Here is a 22,929-nt window from a genome sequence, read left to right as displayed (position 1 = left end):
CCACTATGCAGTGCTTCGATTGATTGGGCGTCATCGTTATACTGTACTGCATAGTGGTCACTCTATATTCTATAAATATCCTAAAGCCCTAAATCAACAATCCTCCCCTTGAGAGCCTCAATGCCTTCCGCTTCCAGTCGTTCCAGCAATCGCGACAGGATCGCCGAGTTGTAATAAACGATCGCGTTGGAAATCAGCCGCCCACACGGGTTACTGACCTCTGTTTCAATGTCATTTTTCCCGGTTAACTCCTTCTTTCCGCCGACTTTTGCCACTGCGGCACGCAGTTGGTGATGAGATTCAATCTCAGTAAACGACAACACTGACAGAGGTGTCGGACAGATTACTATTTAATTTTATCAGTAAGTTGCGTTGTTCCCACAGACAAATAACATACTAAAAATATAAACGGTATTTGTCTGCAGGCGAAGGAGGGGAGTTCTTTGTGATTTATATTACTTTGGTAGATATTCCATTACGACATACTTGCTTAAAGAATTTATTACACTTGAACGTTCTTCAAGTGAAGTGCCATTTTTTTTAACATAAATACTTATGAATATGGGTGAGGATTTTTCTGACCATACCATTGAAATCAAACCACGGACACCATAATCACTCGCTCCAGAACGATCGGCAATTTCCCATCCTTGAGGTAATGTCGCTCGTAACATATCATCAGCAACCTTATTGCCCATCATCCAATTTTTCAATTGAACTTTAGAACTATCCGATAAAACCTTGCCAGTAAGTAGCCTTTTTAGACTGGAATTAATAGCGTTAGGTGTCGTAGTGTCTCTTAAATCATGATCAGGATTTACCGTCAATTCAGGTTCATACCTATCAGAGCGTGTTATATCATCACCGATAGAGCGCATGAATGATGTGAGTCCTTCAGGTCCGCCACCGGCGGAAATAACTATATTTGCTGCTGTATTATCACTATAAGATGTTGTGGCTTCACAGGATTGCTGCAAAGTTATTTTTTTATTAATATAATTTTTGACAATTGGAGAGTATTCTACGATATTTTCCGGTTTAACTAATATCGAATCATCTAAATTAATTTTATTTTCATCTACTTTAGCAAGAATATTTGCGCAAGCTAAGGCTTTGACGGTACTGTCTAAAGGAAAACGTTCATCCCCATTTATCGAGACCATCTTGCCATCCATATTGAGTATTGATAATCCAATACTCCAACCTTCTTTGCTAAGTTTATTTACCTCATCATCAAGCGTCGCAGAGAACGATAAAGGTATAAATGAAGAAAAAACAACCACACTAGCAACGGATTGAAGAAATACTCTCATGAAATCCCCTTCGGAATTATATTTATTAATTGTCAAGTGCAAAACATGATGGATTTTTTTGCAAGCTACTAATTGGAGTTATTACCGATTACTTCCGGTTTTGTTTCTGTAACGGTGATCCCGTCCATTTAGTTATGACATAATCACTGCTCTAACCTCATTTTACAAGCAAGTAAAAGTTTTATTAGACTTAAGAAAATCTAACACCCTAGCACAAGCAGTATCAGGAAGAGGGATCTATCGCATTAAGGCTAATACCCTTGATGTTAGTAATATATTTATATGCTGTGATGACATTGGTTTCAGCTATGTTGTGGCTTTGTTGAATAAATCGAACTTCTGACTGCAATCAGGATCAGATCACTACATTCCTGTGACCTGCTCCCCCTTGATTAGTACATCCCGATGGTAGTTTTCAAGGGATACAAAAGCGCCTCCGATCTGTTCATCAATAGCGCGCACAATACCTGAAGGGAATTCGTTTATTGATTCAGGGCATTGCGGTGCCCATCAGACATTGACTGTCGCGAAACGCTGTTTAACCACACTTAACACCAGTTGTCGCAACCAGCGATGGGCCGGATCGGCCTCCAGACGAGGGTGCCACATCTGAGAAACGGTAATACCTTGGGTTTTTACCGGCAGGTCGAAGGGGTAAAGTGCGGTGCCTATCGGTTGATTGATCAAAAAAGAGGCGGGCACCAGCGCTATCAGATCGGATGCCTCGGCCACGGCCAGCGCGGCGGGAAAGCCAGGAACCACGGCGGCGATCTTCCGTTCCAGACCCAATGCAGTCAGCGCGTCATCTACGGGTCCGGTTAATAAACCACGTCGCGAGGCAACGACATGACCGCAGGAGGCATATTGCTGGGCGGTAATCTCGGATAGCGACTCAAATGGATGCCCCTTTCTGACGACGGCCACAAAGCGGTCACGAAATAACGTCTGTAACCGAATCTCTGGCCCCATGTCTCCCAATACGCCAATCTCAAGATCGACCAAGCCTTCCCGCAAATGCCGTGAGCTCTTTTCTGGCTTGGGGGCAAAACACAGGCGAACCAAAGGAGCGACCTGTGCCGCCGCAGCGATCAGCGCTGCACCAAAGGCTTCGACAAATCCGTCGTTGGCGCGCAGGGTGAAGGTCCGTTCAAGCGCGGCTAAACTCAGTTCCGTTGTCGCAGGGCGAAGGACTGCGCGTGCCTCGAATACCGCGTTTTGCGTGCGTTCGCGTATTTCCTCAGCATAGGGGGTTAACACCATATGGCGACCCGCCCGGACCAGTAAAGGATCGCCAGTCACCGCCCGCAGGCGACTCAGTGTGCGGCTCATCGCTGACGCGCTGAGTTTAAGGCGGCGAGCCGCACCCGCCACGCTGCCCAAGGTAAGCAACGCATCAAGAGCAATCAGTAAGTTGAGGTCGGGTTCTGTCATGTCTGTCATCCTGAGCGGTCAATGAAGGTAGGCGTTTGGCGCATGTTATAAGTGCAAATGCTGCGTCTTCCGCTATCTACTCCGCATAGTTATATTTTCTACACGACAAAACAACTGAAATGCAGAGGAAGTGAACAATGCCAACAGTATCTTCACAACAAAACACTGTCCTGATTATTGGTGCTTCCCGCGGTCTGGGGTTTGCAATGGTGGCAGAGTGTCTAAAACGGGGTCACAACGTGATTGCCACTGGGCGCGCATCGTCTAAAGATGCGCTTGACCGTTTGGCTGAAAAGCACCCTGACACCCTTGAGGTAGAGACTGCCGATATCACGGTGCCTGAGCAGGTCAGTGCCTTACATGAACGGCTCCGCGATCGGCACGTTGATTTGTTGTTTGTTAACGCAGGCGTTAAAAATGACGATCGTGAAACAATCGCGGACGTCTCGACCGAAGAGTTCACTCGGGTAATGGTGACCAATGCGCTAAGCCCGATGCGCGTCATTGAAACCTTTAAGGACCTGGTTGCGCCCACCGGCACGATCGGCGTGATGTCTTCAGGTCAAGGGAGCCTCACCAATAACACCAACGGCAAGTTTGAAGTCTATCGGGCGAGTAAATCCGCGCTAAATATGCTGATGCGTAGCTATGCGGCACGAAACAGTGACGATCCTCGGACGTTGCTGCTGATGGCCCCCGGCTGGGTGCGTACCGAGTTAGGGGGGCAGAAGGGCGTTTGAGCATCGAAGAAAGCATTCCGAATTTGCTCAATACGATTGAAGCCTATGCCGGACGTTCAGGGCTGCATTATCTCGACTATCTGGGCAAAATTGTGCCCTGGTGATGGGGGCTGGTCAGTCTGCCATCTCGGCGCGTGCGGCTCATTGACAAAAAAGCCGATCGCCTCAACGGCGATCGGCTTTTCACTGCGTGTTAAGGCAATGCCGGCAGATTAGGCGGCAGGTAACTGCTGCGCGGTTTTATCCACCAGCGCCAGCAGGACTTTGATATCGTCCAGGCTGACCGTTGGGTTTAGCAACGTCATTTTCAGGCAGGTAACGCCATTAAATTCGGTCACACCAACGTTGGCGCGGCCCGATTCCAGCAACGCATCGCCAATCCGCTGGTTCATCAACGCGACTGCCGCGTCGCCGCGTGCCGCCAAGGCGTCTGGACGGTAGCGGAACAGTACGCTGGCCAACTGCGGCTGCATCACCAATTCCAGCGACGGTTGGTCGCCGATATAGTGTGCAACTTGCTGCGCCAGCGTAACGCCATGATCGATGATCGCTGCGTATTGCTGTTGCCCCAACGCCTCTAATCCCATCCACAGTTTTAATGCATCAAAACGGCGGGTGGTCTGCAAGGATTTAGAGACCAGGTTAGGCACGCCCTGAGCTTCGTCAAACTCGGAGTTCAGGTAAGCCGCCTGATAGCGCATCAATTCATAGTGACGAGCTTCTTTCAGCAAGAAAGCGCCGCAACTGATGGTTTGGAAGAATTGCTTATGGAAGTCCAGAGTAATGGAGTCCACCAATTCAATGCCATCCAGATAATCACGGTACTTCTCGGAAAGCAGCAACGCACCGCCCCAGGCGGCATCCACATGCACCCAAATTTGGTGCTCCGCAGCCAATTGTGCAATACCGTGCAGCGGGTCGATCGCGCCGGCATCCGTCGTCCCCGCAGTGGCGACAATCGCCAGGATCTGCTCGTCGTTGGCTTTTGCTTGCGCCACTTTCTCAGCCAGATCGTTCAGATCCATTCGGGCGAATTGATCGGTTTTCACCAGCGTGACGGATTGGTAACCCAGGCCAAGCAGCGCCATGTTCTTTTGCACAGAGAAATGGGCATTTTCAGAACATAATACTTTGATCTTGCGCAGGTTACCGACCAATCCATCCTGTTGCACAGAGTGGCCTTGCTTGGCGAAGAAGGCATCGCGTGCCAGCATCAGACCCATCAGGTTGCTCTGGGTCCCGCCGCTGGTAAACACGCCGGCATCGCCAGGCTGATAACCGACCTGGGTGCGTAGCCATTCAATCAGTTTCATCTCGATGATGGTGGCTGACGGGCTTTGATCCCAGGAATCCATGCTTTGGTTGGTGGCGTTAATCAACACCTCAGCAGCTTGGCTAATCACCAGGCTTGGGCAATGCAAATGTGCGACGCACTGTGGGTGATGCACCGACAGGCTGTCTTTTAAAAAGTACTCGATCGCACGTTCGATTGCCGCCTGGTTACCCAGGCCCTGAGGATTAAAATCAAGCGTAATGCGTTCACGCAGTTCAGCAACGGTTTTCCCCTGGTACATTTCGGGTTGTTGCAGCCACTGCACTACGGCTTGGCTTGTCTGTTCGATCGCTTGCTGGTACGCGTCAGTGCTTTGCGCTGACGCGGCCAGAATCGGGTTTAACCGGGACATCGACTTCACTCCACATCCACAGGCTTGATGCCGGCGGCTAACAGGGCCTGTTCAAATTTATCCAGGAAAATACCCAGTTCATCGTTGGTGATCAGCAGGGAAGGTAACAGGCGCAGTACGTTGCCGTTACGACCGCCACGCTCGAGGATCAGGCCTGCATCGAAGCATTTCTTCTGCAGCAAAGCAGACAGCTGGCCGTCAGCCGGGTAGCAGCCCATATGATCCTGCGCTTCGTTTGGTTTAACGATTTCCATACCAATCATTAAGCCCAGACCACGCACATGACCAATCACCGGATAGCGTTTTTGCAGCTCGGTCAGTTTGGCTTTCAGCCATTCACCTTGAGCGGCAACTTTATCCGCTACCTGGTTGTCTTTGAGATGCTGCAGGGTGGTCAGGCCGGTCGCCATCGCCAATTGGTTACCACGGAAGGTGCCGGTATGGTGGCCAGGCTCCCAGGCGTCAAATTCTCTCTTGATGCCCAATACTGCCAGTGGCAAACCGCCGCCAACGGCTTTGGACATCACAATGATGTCTGGCTCAATACCGGCGTGTTCAAAGGCGAAGAATTTACCTGTGCGGGCAAAACCAGCCTGAACCTCGTCGATGATCAGCAAAATACCGTGTTCCTGAGTGACTTTGCGAATACGCTGCAACCACTCGACAGGGGCCGGGTTAACGCCGCCTTCACCCTGAACGGCTTCAAGAATAACGGCCGCAGGTTTGCGCACGCCGCTTTCGACGTCGTTAATCAGGTTTTCGAAATAGTAAGTCAGTGCTTTAACGCCAGCTTCGCCGCCGATGCCCAATGGGCAACGGTACTCATGCGGGTAAGGCATAAACTGGACTTCCGGCATCATGCCGTTGATCGCTTCTTTCGGTGACAGGTTGCCCGTTACCGCCAGCGCACCGTGCGTCATGCCGTGATAGCCACCGGAGAAGCTGATCACACCAGAACGGCCGGTGTATTTTTTGGCGAGTTTCAGCGCGGCTTCTACCGCATCTGCGCCCGATGGGCCGCAGAACTGCAGGCAATATTCCTGGCCCTGTCCTGGCAATAAAGAGAGTAAATAAGCTGAGAACTCATCTTTCAACGGTGTTGTCAGATCGAGTGTATGTAACGGCAAGCCGCTGGTAATGACATTTTGGATGCTTTGGAGGACGTCAGGATGGTTATGACCCAGAGCCAGCGTACCCGCACCAGCCAGGCAATCAAGATATTGATTATTCTCAACATCCGTGATCCACACGCCTTGGGCTTTCGCAATTGCTAACGGCAATTTGCGGGGGTAACTCCTGACATTCGATTCAAATTCAGCTTGCCTCGCCAAATATGTTTCGTTGTTTACATTTTTTGAACTCACACCTAAATTATCAATACGGACTTTATCCGTCATCATATCTCTCCTACAACTGGGGGTATCGATACCGCCCGAATTGAATTATTGAATGCAACAATTAACTACCGTGAGAAAAACGCGCCCAATATATGGCTTTTTACCCCCCGGCTCAATAGTTATTTGGCCGGTAAAAATTTATTGTTTTTTCGATAAAAATCAACAAATTGCTGCTTTATTGGCCAATAATGACGTATTTTGGGTTCGCTATGATGCTTGACAAGGCACAAAAATCCCCCTCAGAAAAAGTAGGGGTACAGGTCCAATGCATTTATTTTGAAGGTAATTTTCGGGGACGGGTCCCTATTTTACGAAGGGATTTTTGAAGCAACGACTTATTATAAATAATCCGTTGCTTAGACATTAACCCACTTTAGCGAACAGGCCGGGCTTTTTTCCATGATAACCGGACAATTTCCAGGGGCCCGCTGTGGCGAACAGCGAATTTTAGTGTCGTTTAGGCACACTCCCAGTGGGTTACTGTTGCGTGAAGAACGGCGCATGCCTTCGTCATGATGACCGATTCCAAACAAGAATCCGGAAAAACCTCGAAAAACGTCTAAGCTCAATGCAAATAAGTCATTTAGGGTGCGGTGTTAAGGCAATAAGGCAGCGGCTTGAACCAACATCGCCCAGGAACAGTCATCCGGAGCACAACACATGTTCGAGCCATGTTTTCCAGAGAATGAAGCCGAACGTTTGTCGGTTTTGAACTCGTTGAATGTACTGGACACGAATGCGGTAGAAAAGTTAGACCGCGTTACGCGGTTAGCCGCCAAGTACTTCGGCGTCAGCATTGCCTTAATCTCGTTGATCGATCGTGAGCGTCAATGGTTCCTGTCACGCTTTGGTTTGGATGCCCGCGAAACCCCTCGCAACATCTCATTTTGCGGTCACGCCATTTTGCAACGAGACATGTTGGTCGTGCCCGATACTGCAGCCGATCCCCGGTTCTTTGACAACCCGTTGGTCACCGGTGGGCCAAAGATAGGCTTCTATGCTGGGCAACCCTTGCGTTCACTGGACGGTCTGCCGCTGGGTACACTCTGTATTATTGACGGACACCCTCAGACATTCTCTTCGGAGATGATGCGCGACTTACGCGATTTTGCCGCCGTTATCGAAGAATATCTGCACAGTATTGAGCGTGACATCTATACCGAAAGCCTGAGGTCAAACCTACAGCGTACAGAAGCGTTATTTGAACAAACCTTTTCTCAGGCAGCCGTGGGGATGGCGCTTATCTCACTGGAAGGATACTGGTTGCGCGTCAATCCGCGGATTTGTGAGATGTTGCAGTATTCGGAACGGGAACTGTTGGAGCGTACCTTCCAGGACATCACGCATCGCGATGATCTAAACACCGACCTTGGGTTGTTGAAACAGCTGTTAGCCAATGAAATCGACACGTATTCGATGGAGAAGCGCTATATCCGCGCGGACAGCTCAACGATTTGGGTTCAGCTGACCGTTGCGCTCAATCGTTTACCGAACGGAAATCCGCATCACTTTATTTCTGTCATTGTCGATATCAGCGAGCGCAAGGCGGCAGAAGCCGATCTTTATTCACTGCAACATGAACTCGAAGACCGGGTAGAGGCCCGTACTCGGGAACTTAAGGTTGTTGTGACTAAACTCAACCAGGAAATTGCAAATCGAGCGCTCACCGAGCTGCAGCTCAGTACTGAAAAAGAGCGCCTGCGGGCGATTACCGACAATATGCCGGCGTTGGTCAGCCAGATTGATGCCGATGAACGCTATCTTTTTGCTAACAGCGCTTACAAAACCTGGTTTGGTCTGGAAGAAGAACGTCTTAAAGGCATGACCGTGCAAGCCTTTATGGGCGAGAGCGCATATGAAATGGCGAAACCCATGATTGAGCTGGCGCTGCGGGGGCAAACGGTGAGCTTCGAGAATGAACTGCAAACACGCCAGGGCTCGCTGATGATTCACACCACGCTGGTACCCAGTGAAACCCGAGGCTTTTATATTCTATCAATGGATATTACCGAGCTTAAGCGGTTACAACGGCGGTTGGAGTACGATGTCTCTCATGACATGCTGACAGGCTTAACCAATCGGCGCGCTTTTTTACTTCGGTTAGGTGCAACCTTACAAGCGTGCTGCCCACAGCAACAGATGGCGTTGCTGTTTATCGATCTTGATGGTTTTAAAAACCTGAATGACAGTTTTGGTCATGATTTTGGCGATCTTATTCTTAAGACCTTTGCTGATCTGCTCAGTGCCTGTGCAGGTCCCCATCACAGCGTTTCGCGGCTTGCCGGCGACGAGTTTACGGTTATCCTCTGGCCGCTGACGCAACCTCAGCAGCAGGTGCGCGCCTTTTGCGAGTGTGTATTGGCAGCGCTAGCGGCAACAGAACGGGTCGGCAATCAAAAAGTGTGTCTCTCAGCCAGTATCGGCGCAGCCATATCCCCGGGGGGCAATATTACGGCCGAGGCTCTGCTGACGAGAGCAGACGATGCTATGTATCGTGCGAAATCTGCGGGCAAAGGAACCTATGCAATCCGTGAGTGATGGGGATCAAGCATAACGATCAGAATACCCAAAAAATGGAGCCCTGAGTTTTTGTGTCATTAGGTAGGGAAGTGACAGCCTCTGTCGGTGATGACGAAGCTGTCGATTGAGTGCTAAACGGCGAGCGAATCATAATTTTTGCGGCGGTAATTAATCGCGGACCATGCCCACAGCACCACAAACAGTGCGATGGCGGCGTAACCGACGCGCCCCATATTGTCATTGAGGATCTCAATACCGTGCCACAGGCCGCCTTGTAATCCCAGCTTGTCGGCCAATAAACCCAAACCTTCCAACCCACCAATCACCAGGGCGATGACCACGCTGGTTGCCGTGATGGTCATGTTGTAATACAGCTTGCGGATCGGTTTGTTGAATGCCCAACCATAAGCGCCGACCATCACAAAATTATCCAACGAGTCAATCAGCGCCATGCCACTGGCGAACAGCAATGGGAACACCATGATTGACCAGACTGACATCCCAGAGGTTGCACCTGCTGCGGAGATACCCAGTAAACCGACCTCAGTGGCAGTATCAAATCCTAGGCCAAACAAAAAACCGACCAGATACATATGCCAGCTTTTATTCACCAGATTAAAGGCAAAGCGATACAAACGCGTCATTATGCCGCCAGTGCCGCTCACCAGAAGATCAACATCCTTTTCCCGTAGTGTCTCACCGCGCTTTACCTGGCGGAATATGCGGTAAACATCACGAAAAATCATCCAGTTTAACAACGCCATCGCCAGCAGGAACAAGGAGGAGATCAATGTCCCCAGCGTGGCGCCGTATTGATGCAACCAACCTATGCGATCGCCAAAGGCCAATGAAGTGGCGGCAATTGCAATACACGCCAGGATCACGATGCTGGAGTGTCCCAGAGAGAAAAACGCCCCGACGGAAATCGGACGTTGGCCTTGTTGCATCAGTTTACGTGTAACGTTATCTATGGCCGCAATATGATCGGCATCTACGGCATGGCGCAGCCCATACCCATAAGCCAGTATTGCAGCGGCGATCAACGTAGGGTGATGGCTGAAGGCAAAAAAAGCGGCGGCCCAGGCCATCAGGTTCAGGATCACTAACGCCACTAATAACCAAAATGCGCGGGTATGGGTATGGAAAAACGCAGAGTTTAACATTTTATATCCTGTCAATATGTGAAGAAGAAACCGGGGAGCGCTGGGCACAGGCAACCAGTGCCTGACCAAAGGCCAGCCCGCCGTCACCGGCAGGCAGTTTCTGTGGCAGTAACACCTGCAACGGTGCTAAATGAAACTGCAGCCGTTGGCGCAGTAAACGGTTATGCAGCACGCCGCCGCTTACCGCGACATGCCGAATGCCGTGTTGAGCAGCAAAATGTTTCGCCATATGGGCAAATCCTTGCGCAAGCGCATCATGAAACGCCCAAGCCTGTTGGGGGGCGGGGGCATGCCAGTTCAACCATTGCTGCCAGAACACGGACAAATCCAACTGATGGCCACGAAGCGGCAACGTAACCGGGTGGGCGCAAGGCTCGCTTTGGTGGGCAACTGCCTCAAAAATGCTGGCCGCTTCGCCCTCCCAACTTTGCTGTGCGGGTGCATAGCCCAGCGCCGCTGCCGCGGCATCAAACAAGCGGCCGCAGGAAGAGGCTAAAGGGGCATTAATGCTGGCGTTAATCGCATGCAGCAGCGGTTGCCAAGGGATTGCTAATAACGGCTTAGCCTGAGGATAGCGTTGCCAGTCCGGCACGAAACGCGCAAAGTGCGCGAGCTGATTACGCCAGGGGTGTTGCGCGGCGAGATCGCCACCCGGCAACGCGACGGCTGGCAGCCCACCCAGATGACGGCACCGACGGTAATCCACTAACAGGCACTCTCCGCCCCATAAGGCACCATCCTGCCCATAACCGAGACCGTCTAGCGCCAGACCGATCACGGCATCGCCGTCTAATTTCCAGTGGTGTTCGGCCAGGCAAGCGGCCAAATGTGCATGATGATGCAACACCGGGGTTACCGGCAGCGATTGCTGCGCGGCCCATTGATGGCTGACATAACCGGGGTGTGCGTCACTTGCCAGCCGCTGCGGTTGGCAATGATATAGGCCGATGAAATGTTGCATCGCATGTTGCCACTGTTGCTGGATATCCTCCCGCTCCAGCTCACCAAAATGGGCGCTGAGCATGGCGTTATGTCCGGTTACCAGGCAAAAAGTATTTTTGTGGTCGCCACCTACAGCCAGCAAGGGGGGTTGAGACGGAAAACCGGGCGGTAGCGGCAGGGCATCAGGAACAAATCCGCGCGCCCGGCGTAACATTTCATGGCCATCCGGCAGCAAACGGACGAGAGAGTCGTCAGCCCGTTGCAGGATTTCGCGATCGTGCATGAGCCACAAATCGGCTATTCCAGACAGGTCGGACAACGCCTGCTCATTGGTTAATACCGGCGCATGGCCTGCATTATTGCCAGAGGTCATCACCAGCGGTCTTTGTATTTCTTGCATCAAGAGATGCTGGATCGGATTGGACGGTAACATTAAGCCCACTTCACCCAGTTGTGGGGCAATGGCGGTGGACAGCGGTGCGTTGGCGTGCTGCTTCACCAGCACGATAGGGGCTGCCGGCGAGGTCAATAAGGCCTGTAGCCGTGCCAGGTCAACCCCCGTCGCACAGCGCGCCAGCCAATGGGGATCCGGTAACATCACTGCCAGCGGTTTGCTCGGTCGCCGTTTACGCAGGCGAAGACGTTCGACGGCCTGGGTGTTGGTGGCGTCGCAGGCCAGATGAAAACCGCCCAGGCCTTTGATGGCCACAATGTCCCCGGCAGCCAGGGCAACGGCGGCCTGTTGCAGTGCCGCGTCGCCCCGATGCTGAGGGGCCCCTTGTGCCTCGCAGCAGAACAACGCCGGCCCGCAATCGCCGCAGGCCACCGGCTGAGCATGAAAGCGACGGTTTTGCGGGGAGTGATACTCTCGCTTGCAGCTAGGGCAGAGAACAAATGGTGCCATGCTGGTCGCCGGGCGATCATAAGGCATAGCGCGAATAATGGTAAAACGTGGGCCGCAATGCGTGCAGTTGATAAAAGGATAACGGTAACGCCGATCTTGAGGATCGTTCATTTCCTGCAGGCATTGCGGGCAGGTTGCCGCGTCTGGAACGACATGCGTTGCCAAAGAACCGCATTCACTGGAACGGATACTGAAGTCGCTGGGCGCGTGTAACCAGGTAAACGGCCATTGCTGGATGCGCTCGATCTGCGCTAAAGGTGGAGCCTGTTGGTGCAATACGTGTAGGAAAACCGCCAGATCAACGGGGTGAAGCAGACGAATTTCAACGCCTGCACTGTCGTTCCAAACCTCGCCGAACACGTTGAGCTGTTTGGCCAGCTGCCAAACAAAAGGTCGGAAGCCGACGCCCTGTACTTTGCCACTGACACGTAGCAGTAATCCGGGATGGGACATTGTTGATTACCTTCTGCGGGGGCTGTTGGTCGGCTCCCGAAAAATCTCTTCCTCAAGGGGGCAGTCATCCACTGCTCCCCCTGACAATCATGGGGCGTTACATCACGTCTTCAGCCGCACGGCGCAGACGGGCTTTCATGTCGCTGTAGCTCTGTTGCGCATAGTTTTCTGCCCAGTTTTGATCGGTGATCGCGTCCAGTTTTACCGCACAGTATTTGGTTTCCGGCGTTTTGGAGATCGGATCCAGATTCTCCTGGGTGAGCTCGTTACAGGCGCCAATCCACCACTGGTAGGTCATATACACCGCCCCCAGATTAATACGTGCGTTGTAGTTGGCGCGGCTGATCACTTTGCCGCGGCGTGAACTGACCCACACCAATTGCTGATCGGCAATGCCCAACGCAGTAGCGTCTTGCGGATTGACCTGCACGAACCCGGGTTCATCGGCCAAGGTTTGCAGCGCAGCGCAGTTACCGGTCATTGAACGGCAAGAGTAGTGGCCGACTTCACGCACGGTACACAACACCAGTGGGTAGTCGGCATCTGGGATTTCCGCAGGTGCACGCCAGGCAGTGGCAAATAATTGGCCTTTACCGGATGGCGTGGTGAACTGGTTGCCTTGATACAGATAAGGCGTTCCCTGACTTTCCAACGTGGTACAAGGCCATTGCACATGGCCAAGCTCGCCCATTTTTTCGTACGTAGCACCGTAAAACAGCGGGCAGAGTTCACGCATTTCGTCCCAAATCTGCTGGTTATCTGCGTAATGCATCGGATAACCCATTTCGGTGGCCAGCAAACTGATGATTTCCCAATCCCGTTTGACGTTGTATTGCGGCTCGATGGCTTTCTCGAAACGTTGGAACCCGCGATCGGCGCAGGAGAATACGCCGCCATGCTCACCCCACGAGGTGGACGGTAAAATCACATCGGCCTGCTCGGCGGTTTTGGTCATGAAGATGTCTTGCACCACCACAAAGTCCAGCCGCTCGAACGCGCCACGTACCAGGCTGAGATCGGCTTCTGTCTGCAACGGGTCTTCACCCATGATGTAGTAGGCTTTCACTTTGCCTTCATGGACCAAATGCGGGATTTCGGTAATGCGATAACCGACGTTGGGATCCATCCTGGCGGCGTCAATGCCCCAGGCCGCAGCGAATTTGGCACGGACGTCCGCGTCAGTTACGGCTTGATAGCCAGGGAACTCATTGGGCAGTACGCCCATGTCACAGGCACCCTGAACGTTGTTCTGCCCGCGTACCGGCCCGACGCCCACGTTGGCTCGGCCCAGATTGCCGGTAAGCAGCGCCAAGCTGGCGAGGCCTTTGACCACATCGACGGCCTGACCGAATTGCGTCACGCCCATTCCCCACATAATGGTAGCGGAAGGGGCGCTGGCGTAGGTTCGCATTGCCTGGCGGATCTGCTGGGCGGTGACGCCGGTGAGGTGTTCGACCGCCTCTGGGGCGTAGTCCGCCAACTGTTGACGGTAAGCTTCAAATCCCTCGGTGTATTTGGCCACGTAGTCGCGGTCATACAGATTTTCTTCAATCAATACATAGGCGAAGGCATTCACCAACGCCATGTTGCAGCCGTTCTTGATTTGCAAATGCTGATCTGCGATACGTGCGGTTTCAATACGGCGCGGGTCGCACACAACAATTTGTGCCCCTTTTTCTTTGGCCTTCAGCACCCGACGCGCCACGATAGGGTGTGAATCGGCACAGTTATAACCAATGATCAGCAGACATTTGGAGTTTTCGATATCTCCTATGGAGTTGCTCATCGCGCCGTTACCCAGCGTAGCCTGCAAGCCTGCTACCGAAGGGCCGTGGCAGACACGGGCGCAACAGTCGACGTTGTTGGTGCCGATCACTGCACGGGCGAATTTCTGCATGACGTAGTTGGTTTCATTGCCCGTTCCGCGTGATGAACCGGTATGCATGATCGCACTGGCACCGTGCTTATCTTTGATCTGTTGTAGCCGTTGCGCGGTATAACGAATCGCCTCATCCCAGCTGACCGCCTCAAACTTGCCGCCTTTCTCTCGGCGAATCAGTGGCTGGCTCAGGCGAGGGGTCAAGAGTTTGGTATCGTTGAGAAAGTCCCAGCCGTAATACCCTTTCAAGCACAGCTCACCTTGATTGGTCACGCCGTCAGCTGCCTCGGCGCGGATGATTTTTCCGTTGTCGACCACCAGTTTCATTTTGCAACCTGCACCGCAGTAGGGGCAGACGGTTGTGATTTTTTTCATCGGTTCAATTCCTAAAACAGTGACGACATAGTGTCGAGTGCAGCGCGACGACGTTTCTCGGCGTTCATTTCCTGCAGCATATTGCGATCAACGCAGTGCAACGCATTGGTTGGACAGGTTTCCATGCAGGCAGGGCCGCTATCTCGCCCGATGCACAGGTCGCATTTGTGGGCTTCGGCTTTTTCCGTCGTCGCACTCATCATGGCGCCGTTTTGGCGGATAACCGGGCGGGTGAGCACCTCCATTGCGCCGTAAGGGCAAGCGACAACGCAGGTTTTGCAGCCGATGCAGCGTTCTTGCATGACCAGTACCATGCCGTTGGTGCGGCTGATGGCACCATTGGGGCAAACGTTGGAGCACGGTGCGTCTTCACACTGGCGACACAGTACGGCGGTACTGACGTTGACGCCTTTGATCACATGCAAGCGCGGGGCGAAGCTGGCGGCATTTAGCGCTGAGATATCCTGGCTTTCACTGTGCGCGATCACACAGGCGATCTCGCAGGTACGGCAGCCGATACATTTTTTAGGATCGGCGATGATAAACCGGTTCATCAATAACTCCTGGATTACCCTTCATTTTGGTCAGGCAGTAGAAACATCGTGCCTTCGTTTAGGCATAAAGCATGCCAATAATTAAAATTATTTAAAAACATGCAATTAGTGAATTGTGACGACATGGGCGACGGTATATCGACATAAATGACGATATCGCGTCAGACATTCGTCACCACCAGTTGCGGATAGCCGCCCTGGTGTGGCCAGGCATGCAGCCGCTGGTGCAGCGTGGTCACCGCCTGTTGCACTGCCGCGCCAATGGGGTAGTAAAACGCCACCACTTCAGGTTGGATGCCGATAAATGTAATGTCAGGGATATCTTCACGCAGTTGGTCGATCAGGAAATTGAGCGGGAGGTTATGCGTGGTCATGATGAACATGGCGGCAATGTCTTGCTCGTCGATCACTCGGGTTTCTCCCGGAGCCAGTCCCATATCGGTGGCATCGACAATCACCAATCGGTCAGGACGCAGCTCGCGGATATGGCCGATGTCATTTTCCGGCGCTGCGCCGCCGTCAATCACCGTCCAACCTGCAGGCGGGTGGCTGCCACACAATTGCGCCAATAGCGGCCCGGCGCCGTCATCACCCATCATGCAGTTACCTACACACAACAGAACATCAGTCATCATGCCTCCGAACCATCAGATAAATGGCAGGCTCGTTTTCGATAGATTGCAGCAGGGCGATCAGCCGTTGGCTCCAGCCTTGCTGCTCTGCATTCATCTTCGGAGCAGCGGCATCCAAGGCAAGGGCTAACAGGTGGGTGTGACTGTTGTCGATACAGATTTCACCAAAGCGATCGACACCTTCCAGTTTGCGCCGTGCGATACTGCCAGCCGGCAGTTGGGCCACCCACGCGTGGAAACCGGCTAACGGGCAACGGAGTTTGGCTTCCAGACAGTCAATCACCCCCAAATGGTGACCAATGGCCAGGCTGTAATAGATCACCTCTTGTGCTTTTGGCGGCGCTTTTTTCTCCTGTACAAATTTGCGGCTCAGGGAATAAAAGACCACCTGGGCCTGAGAACCGGTCATAGTCGTAACTCCCCACGCAGCACCCGTTGATAAAGACTGAGCAGGTTGCCGACAATTTCGTTCAGGCGCAGGTCGTCTTGCTGTTGCAGGTATGCGGTAACCCGTTGTTCGACTGGGAGCGCGCTGTCTGTTACCAGCAATTGCATAAAGTGGTCGGCGATTTGGCGTCCATAGCGGTAACCGGCCATCCGCCGCGCCTCCCGATCCAGCAACACTCGCAGTGGTTGAGGCAGTTCCGGGTGCAGCAAGCGTGTCGCTTCCCCCTGAGTTTCATCATGCTGACGGCCTTTGATTTTCTGATCCAACAGACCAAGTGCCATGGCGAAACCGTAAATGGTTGCCGCGGGCGTTGGCGGGCAACCGGGGATATAAACGTCGACCGGTACGATGCGGTCGGTGCCGCCCCATACGCAGTAGAGATCGTGGAAAATACCGCCGCTGTTACCACAGGCACCGTAAGAAATGCTGATTTTCGGATCGGGCGAGGCCTGCCAGGCGCGAATCGCAGGAATGCGCATGGCCCGTGTCACCGCGCCGGTAAACAGCAGAATGTCGGCATGGCGTGGTGAAGGAACCACTTTAATACCAAAGCGCTCAGCGTCGAATAGGGGTGAAATGGCAGCGAAAATCTCAATTTCACACCCATTGCAGCCGCCGCAATCCACCCGGTAAACGTAAGCTGAACGGCGGATATCCTTTAGCAAGGTGGATTTCAATTTGGCGATACTGTCGTCGAGAGTGATTGGCACAGGCAGGCCATTCTCATCGCGTGGACCAATCAGCGGCTGATTCATGACATAACCTCCCGGGTCAAATGACGGCCAACGTCAATACGATCGGCCTGGGTCAGGTTTTGCTGTTGTTTGCAGGCCGGGCAGGTTTCAAACTGCTGGCGACGGGCGGCTATTTCTGTACTGCTCACCCCAAGCAGCGCAATGGCATAATCAATCTCCTTTTGCGATGCATACGGCTTGCCGCATTGCCGACAATGGCAGATAGCGAAGTCGGCGTGTTCGTACAAATCCTCTTTACGCCACACCGCCAATTCGAACTGCTGCGAAAGCCGGATAGCCGCGGTCGGACAGACCTCTTCGCAGCGCGCACAGAAGATGCAACGCCCAAGAAACAGCTGCCAACGCACCGTGCCGCTGGTCAGATCGGTTGACATGGACAACGCATTAGACGGACAGGCGTTAGCGCAAGCCCCGCAGGCAATGCATTGCTGCGGGGTGTATTCAGGTTTGCCGCGAAAGTTTGGGTCGATGGTCAACGGCTGGGCCGGGTAGGCAAGGGTAGTGGGACCGGTTTTCAGTACTTTTTTAATCAATTTCAGCATGATGGGCTCCGGTTAGAACGGTTTGTTTTTCCGTTCGATGCCATAACGCTCAATCTCTTTGTACGGCACGATGACGGACTGACGTTTACGCACGTCGACGATGGTCATGCGATCGGTACAGGAGTAGCAAGGATCCAGGCTGCCGATGATCAGTGGGGCGTCAGAAACGGTATTACCGCGCAGCATGTAACGTAGGGTGGGCCAATTGGCATAGGTCGCGGCACGGCAGCGCCAGCGGAATAATTTTTGGTTATCGCCAGTCATGCTCCAGTGGATGTCATCGCCACGCGGCGCTTCGGCAAAGCCCAGGGCAAAGCGGTGGGGGACATAGGTGAACCCGTCCACCGCCAAGGGGCCGGTTGGTAGGTTTTGCAGACCAAATTCGATGATGCCAAGCGAGTTGAAGACCTCGTGAATGCGTACCTTGAGCCGTGAATAGACATCACAGCCGTCCTCCACGCACAATTCCACCGGCAGTTTGGCATAGCCGGCAAAGGGATGATCGAGGCGAGTATCGCGACGGTGACCGCTGCCACGGATCATCGGGCCTACGTTGCTGTAGTCACGAGCGACCTGAGGATCAAGACGGCCAACGCCTCGGCTACGTTGTTCAGTATTTGGCGTACTGAGCAAGATATCGACCAAATCCACCAATTCACTGCGCATTTGCGCCGCCAGCCGTAAGGTTTGCAACATGTCGTCTTTTAAAATATCGCGACGGATGCCGCCAATCAGGTTCAAGCCGTAGGTTTTACGCGCACCGGTCAGTATCTCGGCCATTTTCATTGACTGTTCGCGTACCCGGAAGAACTGCATAAAACCAGAGTCAAAACCGACAAAGTGGCAGGCCAGCCCCAAATTCAGAAGATGGCTGTGCAAGCGCTCCACCTCCAGCAGGATCGACCGGATCATCTGGGCGCGTTCCGGTACCTGAATACCCATCGCGTTCTCTACCGAACTGGTGTAGGCCACGCTGTGGGTAAAACCGCAAATGCCGCACACCCGGTCTGACAGGAAAGTCACTTCGTTGTAACCCATGCGGGTTTCGGCCAATTTCTCCATCCCACGGTGTACGTAAAACAGACGGTAATCGGCATCGATGATGTCTTCACCGTCGACGAACAGCCGAAAATGGCCGGGTTCATCCGAGGTGATATGCAAAGGGCCGATCGGCACCACGTTGGCTTTGGCACCTGCCAGGCTCTCAAACGGGTAGGTTTCCACGTCGGTGGTGGGCGCGGGGCGCTGGCGATAGTCCATGGTGTCTTTGCGCAGAGGGTAGAGATCGTCCGGCCAGTCGTCCGGCAGGACCAGTCTGCGCTCATCTGGCAGGCCTATTGGGCGCAGGCCGTACATGTCGCGCACTTCGCGCTCTCCCCAGACCGCCGCAGGAACCCGTGGTGTCACAGAAGGGAACTCCAGTGTCTGGGCGTCTACCTCGGCCCGTACCGTGATCCAGCAGGGGGTGTCTTTTTCCATCGACAGCACGTAATACAACGCGTAATTACCGCACAGCGTACGTTCGTCGTTGCCAAACAGCACTGACAACCAGCCGCCTTGCTGGTAGTACAGCCATTCCACCACGTCCGGCAGTGCGTTGAGTTTCACGGTGACCGTCAACTGATCGGCCGTTTGCCACTCGGCAGCCAGCACGGCAGCAGGGAAATGTTGCTGCAATGCCGCCAGGTAGTGTTGGCCATGATGTTCGTTAGTCATTATTGCCTCTGTCATGATTCATTCAGTTGACGACCAGCCAGGAAACCAGCGCCAGAAATGCCAGTCCAAAACCCGTCCAGGTGGTATAAGCGGTTTTCAAGAAACGCAAACGCGCCACGCTGTTTTCGATAACCGCAATCAGTGCCACAGCACACAGCAACTTGAGCAGCGCCAGTACCAGCCCAATCAACAGTTGCGAAGCGGTGAGTTCCGCTGCTTGTCCCCAGGGGAGGAAAACACCGAGGAACAGCTGTAGCACCACCAGTTGTTTAAGGCTGATGCCCCATTTCACAATGCCGAGTTCAACACCGGAATATTCCGTCAGCGGGCCTTCCTGCAGCTCTTGTTCCGCTTCAGCCATATCGAACGGCAATTTTCCCATTTCAATGTAGGTCGCGAATGCACAGGCCAAGCCGGCCAACAACAGGGGTAGCCCGGCGTGATGCGGCAAAGCCAACATGCTCTGTGCTATCGCGCTAAGTTGGGTGGAGCCCCCAACCAATGCCGCTATCCATAAACCGAGCAACAAAATGGGTTCAACCAAAATGCCTAACACGGCTTCCCGGCTGGCACCGATGGCAGTAAAGGTGCTGCCGGTATCCAGCCCGGCAATGGCAAACACAAAGCGCACCGCGGCAAACAGATAGATCAGCGTGATCACGTCGCCAATAGCGGGCAGTGGTGATGTCGTGGTCAGCATTGGCAGCGCACAGGAGATGGCCAGCAAGGTGCCGGTGAGCAAATACGGCATGGCATGAAAGGCCAGGCCGGAGGCTGCCGGTGCTATGCTCTGGCGCTTGAGTAATTTGGCGATGTCCCGGTATTCCTGTAAGACACCGGGACCGCAACGGCTATGGATACGCGCACGCAGTACTCGACTGATTCCGGCAAACAGCGGGGAAATAGCCAGTAACAGCAGCGCTTGCACCAGACCAAGTAACAGGCTGGGATAAGTCATTTCATCTCCTCAGGCAAAAACCACGACCAACAGCGTCGCAAGCTCCACTGCGGCCAGGCCACGGCAGAAGGTAACGAATTTGTTACGGTGTAACTGATCGCTTATCGTTTTCGGCACCCAGCGGCGCAGTTGGTAGAGCGGGGCAAACATCACCCGCAGCGGTTGAGCAAATCCGGTGGCCGTGATCACCATGGCATCCTCATGCCCATAACCACAGGCCCAGGCTTGACCCTGTGTGCGACGAGGCTGGCGACGAGTCTGGTAACGTGCCGCAATCAGCAACGGCAACAACGGCATTGCCAGCAATAAAATGGCGATCAGCGGAGTGGAAACCAGCGTCTCTGTTACGGAGACGCTGTGTTCTGGCATAGTGCCAATCAAGCGGGTAAACAGCGGGACAATCCAGAGCGCCCCCAGGCCGCATAGCAAACACAGTAATGCAGGCACGACATGGCTTAGCGTCAGCCACACGTTGGCTTGAACAGCATTCGCGGCAGCGTCGCTGCGCGGAGCTCCCAGGCAAGCCACACCAAACACCTTGCTGACGCACATCACCGCAAGTGCGCCGGTGAGGGCTAACGCCACCGCCAGCAGCGGCCCCACCAGATGCCCGATAAAGCCCGGTGCGGCGCTGAAACGGAAAAGCCCTTGGTAGATCAACCATTCACTGGCGAAACCGTTCAGGGGTGGCAACGCCGCCATCGACACCAGACCAATCAAGAGAGAAACGGCGGTCCAGGGCATCAGCCGGGCTAAGCCCCCCATTTTTTCCATGTCTTTCAGGCCGGTTTGTTGCTCAATAGCGCCTGCAGCCAGTAACAATGCACTTTTGAACAGGCTGTGATTGAGCAAGTGGAACAAGCCCCCCACCAAAGCAAACGCCGTCAACAGAGGCTGTTGCAGTGCCATGCCGACCATAGCGCCACCAATCCCCAGCAGAATGATGCCGATGTTCTCGAGCGTGTGATAAGCCAATAAGCGACGCAAATCGTGTTCCATCAACGCATACAGCCCGCCAAAAAACGCGGTCCCGGCAGCAAGCAGCAACACCAGCAAGCCCCACCACAGTGGCGGGGTGCCCAACAGATCCAACCCGACTTTCAAAATACCCAGCAAACCGACTTTCATCAGCGCGCAGGAAAACAACGTGGCGGCAGAGGCAGGCGAGCTGCTATGGGATTGAGGTACCCAGGCATGTAACGGCATCACTCCGGCAAAGATGCCAAACCCGGCAAGTGCCAACAGGAACACGCCATTACGCAGTGCGTCTGGCAATGGCGTAGCGCGAATTACGCTAAATACCGAACTGTGGCTATGGGCATAAATCAGGGTGAACGCGATAACCAATAGCAGCGAGCCTAATCGCATCAGTAAGAACTGGTTATGCCCGGCACGCAGGCTTTTGGCTCCCGGGGAATGGGCAACCAGAAAGTAGCCGCACAACGCCGCCAGTTCCAACAGTAAAAGCAGAGCAATGGCATTATCAGCCATCACTGCGGCGCTTAATGCCGCCAACATCAGATTGGTCAGCCCGCCAATTCGTCCACGCGCGCGCGGGTTTAACCTGTGTATGTACCCCGTGTGATATAGCGCGGTAAAGACACCGCTAAGGGCAATCACCAGCAGTAGCAGTGCGTTAGGGCCACTGATTTCCACGGCATAATGCAGCCAGGGTAATCGGGCGCTGTGCAGTGGCGTAAACAACATGGATAAGGCCGCCAACAATGCAGCGAGAGCGCACAACAAAGTGCCGCCACTGAGCGGCCTGCTAACTGATGCCCAGGGCGAGGTTAGCCAGCTCAACAACGCACAAAGCACGTATCCCCCTAATGCCAATGTCAGTAGCAACAATGGATCGGGCGCAATGGTATACATCATCAATTCGGCTCCTTGCGGAAGTCAGGGGCAGCAACGAACGGCAACTCGGCGCTGAGTGCCTGCATGGCGTTACGTCTTTTTTGTTCGCTCGCGAGTCGCACGTCACGGTCAGTCACCAAGCGGATGGCCTGAGTGGGGCAAGTGCGGATACACGCGGGGCCATCTGCGCTGAAATCGCAGAGATCGCACTTCACCGCCACAGCCCGGACGCCGGGCAGGCAGTCAAGAAAAGCGCTAATGGGGCGCGGCGCTGTGGCAGCGGGTAGCGCAAGCGGCGTATTGCAATCTGCAGGTATCGCCAGCGGGGTACTACCACCAAAACCAATAGCCCCGAATGGGCAGGCAATGCCGCAAAGCTTGCAACTGATACACAGGCTTTCGTTCAGTGAGATGGCGTCATCCTGATGGCGAATCGCGTTGACTGGGCAGACTTGTGCACAGGGCGCATCTTCGCATTGATGACACATCACGGGGGCCGAATCGCGGGCACTGCGTATTACCTGCAAGCGGGGTAATGCCTGCAAGCCGTATTGCCGGTGTTCCGCAGAGCAACTTGCCATACAGGTATTGCAGCCAATACACAATTTAGGGTCCGCAATAATAAAGCGGTTCATGCACACTCCTTGCTTCGTCATTTATGACGA

The 22,929-nt window shown here is 53.6% G+C and carries 17 protein-coding genes and 2 pseudogenes; 2 read left to right on the top strand and 17 right to left on the bottom strand.

Annotation, left to right across the window (positions count from 1 at the left end; genetic code table 11):
- Positions 1-122 precede the first annotated feature (122 nt).
- From ACI2J2_RS05635 to ACI2J2_RS05625, 3 genes and pseudogenes are all read right to left on the bottom strand, one after another.
- A pseudogene (locus ACI2J2_RS05635) lies at positions 123-317 on the bottom strand (Tn3 family transposase); the annotation flags it as partial.
- 138 nt (positions 318-455) lie between these two features.
- The gene (gene bla / locus ACI2J2_RS05630) at positions 456-1,313 is read right to left on the bottom strand and encodes a class A beta-lactamase (RefSeq protein ID WP_404759622.1); all 858 of its coding nucleotides are present in this window, start codon (positions 1,311-1,313) and stop codon (positions 456-458) included.
- Positions 1,314-1,823: 510 nt separating this feature from the next.
- Complete coding sequence (locus tag ACI2J2_RS05625; protein WP_404759621.1) at positions 1,824-2,744, bottom strand: LysR family transcriptional regulator; 921 nt, start codon at positions 2,742-2,744, stop codon at positions 1,824-1,826.
- 137 nt (positions 2,745-2,881) lie between these two features.
- Here ACI2J2_RS05625 and ACI2J2_RS05620 point away from each other — a divergent pair.
- Positions 2,882-3,588, top strand: a pseudogene (locus ACI2J2_RS05620) (SDR family NAD(P)-dependent oxidoreductase).
- 108 nt (positions 3,589-3,696) lie between these two features.
- On the opposite strand, the gene ACI2J2_RS05615 reads toward ACI2J2_RS05620, so the two are convergent.
- Positions 3,697-5,169: a pyridoxal phosphate-dependent decarboxylase family protein gene (locus ACI2J2_RS05615; protein WP_404759620.1), complete on the bottom strand. Its 1,473-nt coding sequence runs from the start codon at positions 5,167-5,169 to the stop codon at positions 3,697-3,699.
- A 5-nt stretch (positions 5,170-5,174) separates the two neighbouring features.
- Complete coding sequence (locus ACI2J2_RS05610; RefSeq protein ID WP_404760275.1) at positions 5,175-6,566, bottom strand: diaminobutyrate--2-oxoglutarate transaminase; 1,392 nt, start codon at positions 6,564-6,566, stop codon at positions 5,175-5,177.
- 660 nt (positions 6,567-7,226) lie between these two features.
- Here ACI2J2_RS05610 and ACI2J2_RS05605 point away from each other — a divergent pair.
- Positions 7,227-9,104 (top strand): diguanylate cyclase domain-containing protein, encoded by a 1,878-nt coding sequence (locus ACI2J2_RS05605; RefSeq protein ID WP_209633405.1) that lies wholly within the window; start codon positions 7,227-7,229, stop codon positions 9,102-9,104.
- 113 nt (positions 9,105-9,217) lie between these two features.
- On the opposite strand, the gene ACI2J2_RS05600 is transcribed toward ACI2J2_RS05605, so the two are convergent.
- The 12 genes from ACI2J2_RS05600 to ACI2J2_RS05545 all read right to left on the bottom strand — a co-directional run bounded on the left by ACI2J2_RS05600 (position 9,218) and on the right by ACI2J2_RS05545 (position 22,899).
- On the bottom strand, positions 9,218-10,249 hold the full coding sequence (locus ACI2J2_RS05600; RefSeq protein ID WP_265557102.1) for a HoxN/HupN/NixA family nickel/cobalt transporter: 1,032 nt from the start codon (positions 10,247-10,249) through the stop codon (positions 9,218-9,220).
- A 1-nt stretch (position 10,250) separates the two neighbouring features.
- Positions 10,251-12,548 carry a carbamoyltransferase HypF gene (gene hypF, locus ACI2J2_RS05595; RefSeq protein WP_404759619.1) on the bottom strand — a complete coding sequence of 766 codons (2,298 nt, stop codon included), beginning with the start codon at positions 12,546-12,548 and terminating at the stop codon, positions 10,251-10,253.
- A gap of 97 nt (positions 12,549-12,645) precedes the next feature.
- Entirely contained in the window at positions 12,646-14,802 is a 2,157-nt protein-coding gene (fdhF, locus tag ACI2J2_RS05590; RefSeq protein WP_404759618.1) for a formate dehydrogenase subunit alpha, read from the bottom strand.
- An 11-nt stretch (positions 14,803-14,813) separates the two neighbouring features.
- Positions 14,814-15,356 (bottom strand): electron transport protein HydN, encoded by a 543-nt coding sequence (gene hydN / locus ACI2J2_RS05585; RefSeq protein WP_209633413.1) that lies wholly within the window; start codon positions 15,354-15,356, stop codon positions 14,814-14,816.
- A 161-nt stretch (positions 15,357-15,517) separates the two neighbouring features.
- Positions 15,518-15,988: a hydrogenase maturation peptidase HycI gene (hycI, locus tag ACI2J2_RS05580; RefSeq protein WP_209634204.1), complete on the bottom strand. Its 471-nt coding sequence runs from the start codon at positions 15,986-15,988 to the stop codon at positions 15,518-15,520.
- On the bottom strand, positions 15,981-16,397 hold the full coding sequence (locus tag ACI2J2_RS05575) for a formate hydrogenlyase maturation HycH family protein (RefSeq protein ID WP_404759617.1): 417 nt from the start codon (positions 16,395-16,397) through the stop codon (positions 15,981-15,983). Before ACI2J2_RS05575 ends, hycI begins: the two co-directional genes overlap by 8 nt.
- The gene (locus tag ACI2J2_RS05570; RefSeq protein ID WP_209633417.1) at positions 16,394-17,191 is read right to left on the bottom strand and encodes an NADH-quinone oxidoreductase subunit B family protein; all 798 of its coding nucleotides are present in this window, start codon (positions 17,189-17,191) and stop codon (positions 16,394-16,396) included. The genes ACI2J2_RS05575 and ACI2J2_RS05570 overlap by 4 nt, the downstream gene beginning before the upstream one ends.
- On the bottom strand, positions 17,188-17,733 hold the full coding sequence (locus ACI2J2_RS05565) for a formate hydrogenlyase complex iron-sulfur subunit (RefSeq protein WP_404759616.1): 546 nt from the start codon (positions 17,731-17,733) through the stop codon (positions 17,188-17,190). The genes ACI2J2_RS05570 and ACI2J2_RS05565 overlap by 4 nt, the downstream gene beginning before the upstream one ends.
- 12 nt (positions 17,734-17,745) lie before the next feature.
- Positions 17,746-19,449, bottom strand: a complete 1,704-nt coding sequence (locus ACI2J2_RS05560) for an NADH-quinone oxidoreductase subunit C (RefSeq protein ID WP_404759615.1) — start codon at positions 19,447-19,449, stop codon at positions 17,746-17,748.
- 22 nt (positions 19,450-19,471) lie between these two features.
- On the bottom strand, positions 19,472-20,407 hold the full coding sequence (locus ACI2J2_RS05555; protein WP_404759614.1) for a respiratory chain complex I subunit 1 family protein: 936 nt from the start codon (positions 20,405-20,407) through the stop codon (positions 19,472-19,474).
- Between the two features lie 9 nt (positions 20,408-20,416).
- Positions 20,417-22,285, bottom strand: coding sequence for a proton-conducting transporter membrane subunit (locus ACI2J2_RS05550; protein WP_404759613.1), 1,869 nt, complete (start codon positions 22,283-22,285; stop codon positions 20,417-20,419).
- Entirely contained in the window at positions 22,285-22,899 is a 615-nt protein-coding gene (locus tag ACI2J2_RS05545) for a 4Fe-4S dicluster domain-containing protein (RefSeq protein WP_265557095.1), read from the bottom strand. The genes ACI2J2_RS05550 and ACI2J2_RS05545 overlap by 1 nt, the downstream gene beginning before the upstream one ends.
- Positions 22,900-22,929: the final 30 nt, after the last annotated feature.

The organism is Serratia sp. NPDC087055, assembly GCF_044900985.1.
GTDB lineage: Bacteria > Pseudomonadota > Gammaproteobacteria > Enterobacterales > Enterobacteriaceae > Serratia.
This window is presented reverse-complemented; position numbering and strand designations above follow the sequence as displayed.

Bases quoted from the DNA above. Each gene is read 5' to 3' on its own strand.
- fdhF (WP_404759618.1), bottom strand. From the start codon at position 14,802: ATGAAAAAAATCACAACCGTCTGCCCCTACTGCGGTGCAGGTTGCAAA.
- ACI2J2_RS05600 (WP_265557102.1), bottom strand. From the start codon at position 10,249: ATGTTAAACTCTGCGTTTTTCCATACCCATACCCGCGCATTTTGGTTA.
- ACI2J2_RS05550 (WP_404759613.1), bottom strand. From the start codon at position 22,285: ATGATGTATACCATTGCGCCCGATCCATTGTTGCTACTGACATTGGCA.
- ACI2J2_RS05605 (WP_209633405.1), top strand. From the start codon at position 7,227: ATGTTCGAGCCATGTTTTCCAGAGAATGAAGCCGAACGTTTGTCGGTT.
- ACI2J2_RS05570 (WP_209633417.1), bottom strand. From the start codon at position 17,191: ATGAATCAGCCGCTGATTGGTCCACGCGATGAGAATGGCCTGCCTGTG.
- ACI2J2_RS05560 (WP_404759615.1), bottom strand. From the start codon at position 19,449: ATGACTAACGAACATCATGGCCAACACTACCTGGCGGCATTGCAGCAA.
- ACI2J2_RS05625 (WP_404759621.1), bottom strand. From the start codon at position 2,744: ATGACAGAACCCGACCTCAACTTACTGATTGCTCTTGATGCGTTGCTT.
- ACI2J2_RS05545 (WP_265557095.1), bottom strand. From the start codon at position 22,899: ATGAACCGCTTTATTATTGCGGACCCTAAATTGTGTATTGGCTGCAAT.
- ACI2J2_RS05610 (WP_404760275.1), bottom strand. From the start codon at position 6,566: ATGACGGATAAAGTCCGTATTGATAATTTAGGTGTGAGTTCAAAAAAT.
- ACI2J2_RS05555 (WP_404759614.1), bottom strand. From the start codon at position 20,407: ATGACTTATCCCAGCCTGTTACTTGGTCTGGTGCAAGCGCTGCTGTTA.
- hydN (WP_209633413.1), bottom strand. From the start codon at position 15,356: ATGAACCGGTTTATCATCGCCGATCCTAAAAAATGTATCGGCTGCCGT.
- ACI2J2_RS05615 (WP_404759620.1), bottom strand. From the start codon at position 5,169: ATGTCCCGGTTAAACCCGATTCTGGCCGCGTCAGCGCAAAGCACTGAC.
- ACI2J2_RS05575 (WP_404759617.1), bottom strand. From the start codon at position 16,397: ATGACCGGTTCTCAGGCCCAGGTGGTCTTTTATTCCCTGAGCCGCAAA.
- hypF (WP_404759619.1), bottom strand. From the start codon at position 12,548: ATGTCCCATCCCGGATTACTGCTACGTGTCAGTGGCAAAGTACAGGGC.
- hycI (WP_209634204.1), bottom strand. From the start codon at position 15,988: ATGACTGATGTTCTGTTGTGTGTAGGTAACTGCATGATGGGTGATGAC.
- ACI2J2_RS05565 (WP_404759616.1), bottom strand. From the start codon at position 17,733: ATGCTGAAATTGATTAAAAAAGTACTGAAAACCGGTCCCACTACCCTT.
- bla (WP_404759622.1), bottom strand. From the start codon at position 1,313: ATGAGAGTATTTCTTCAATCCGTTGCTAGTGTGGTTGTTTTTTCTTCA.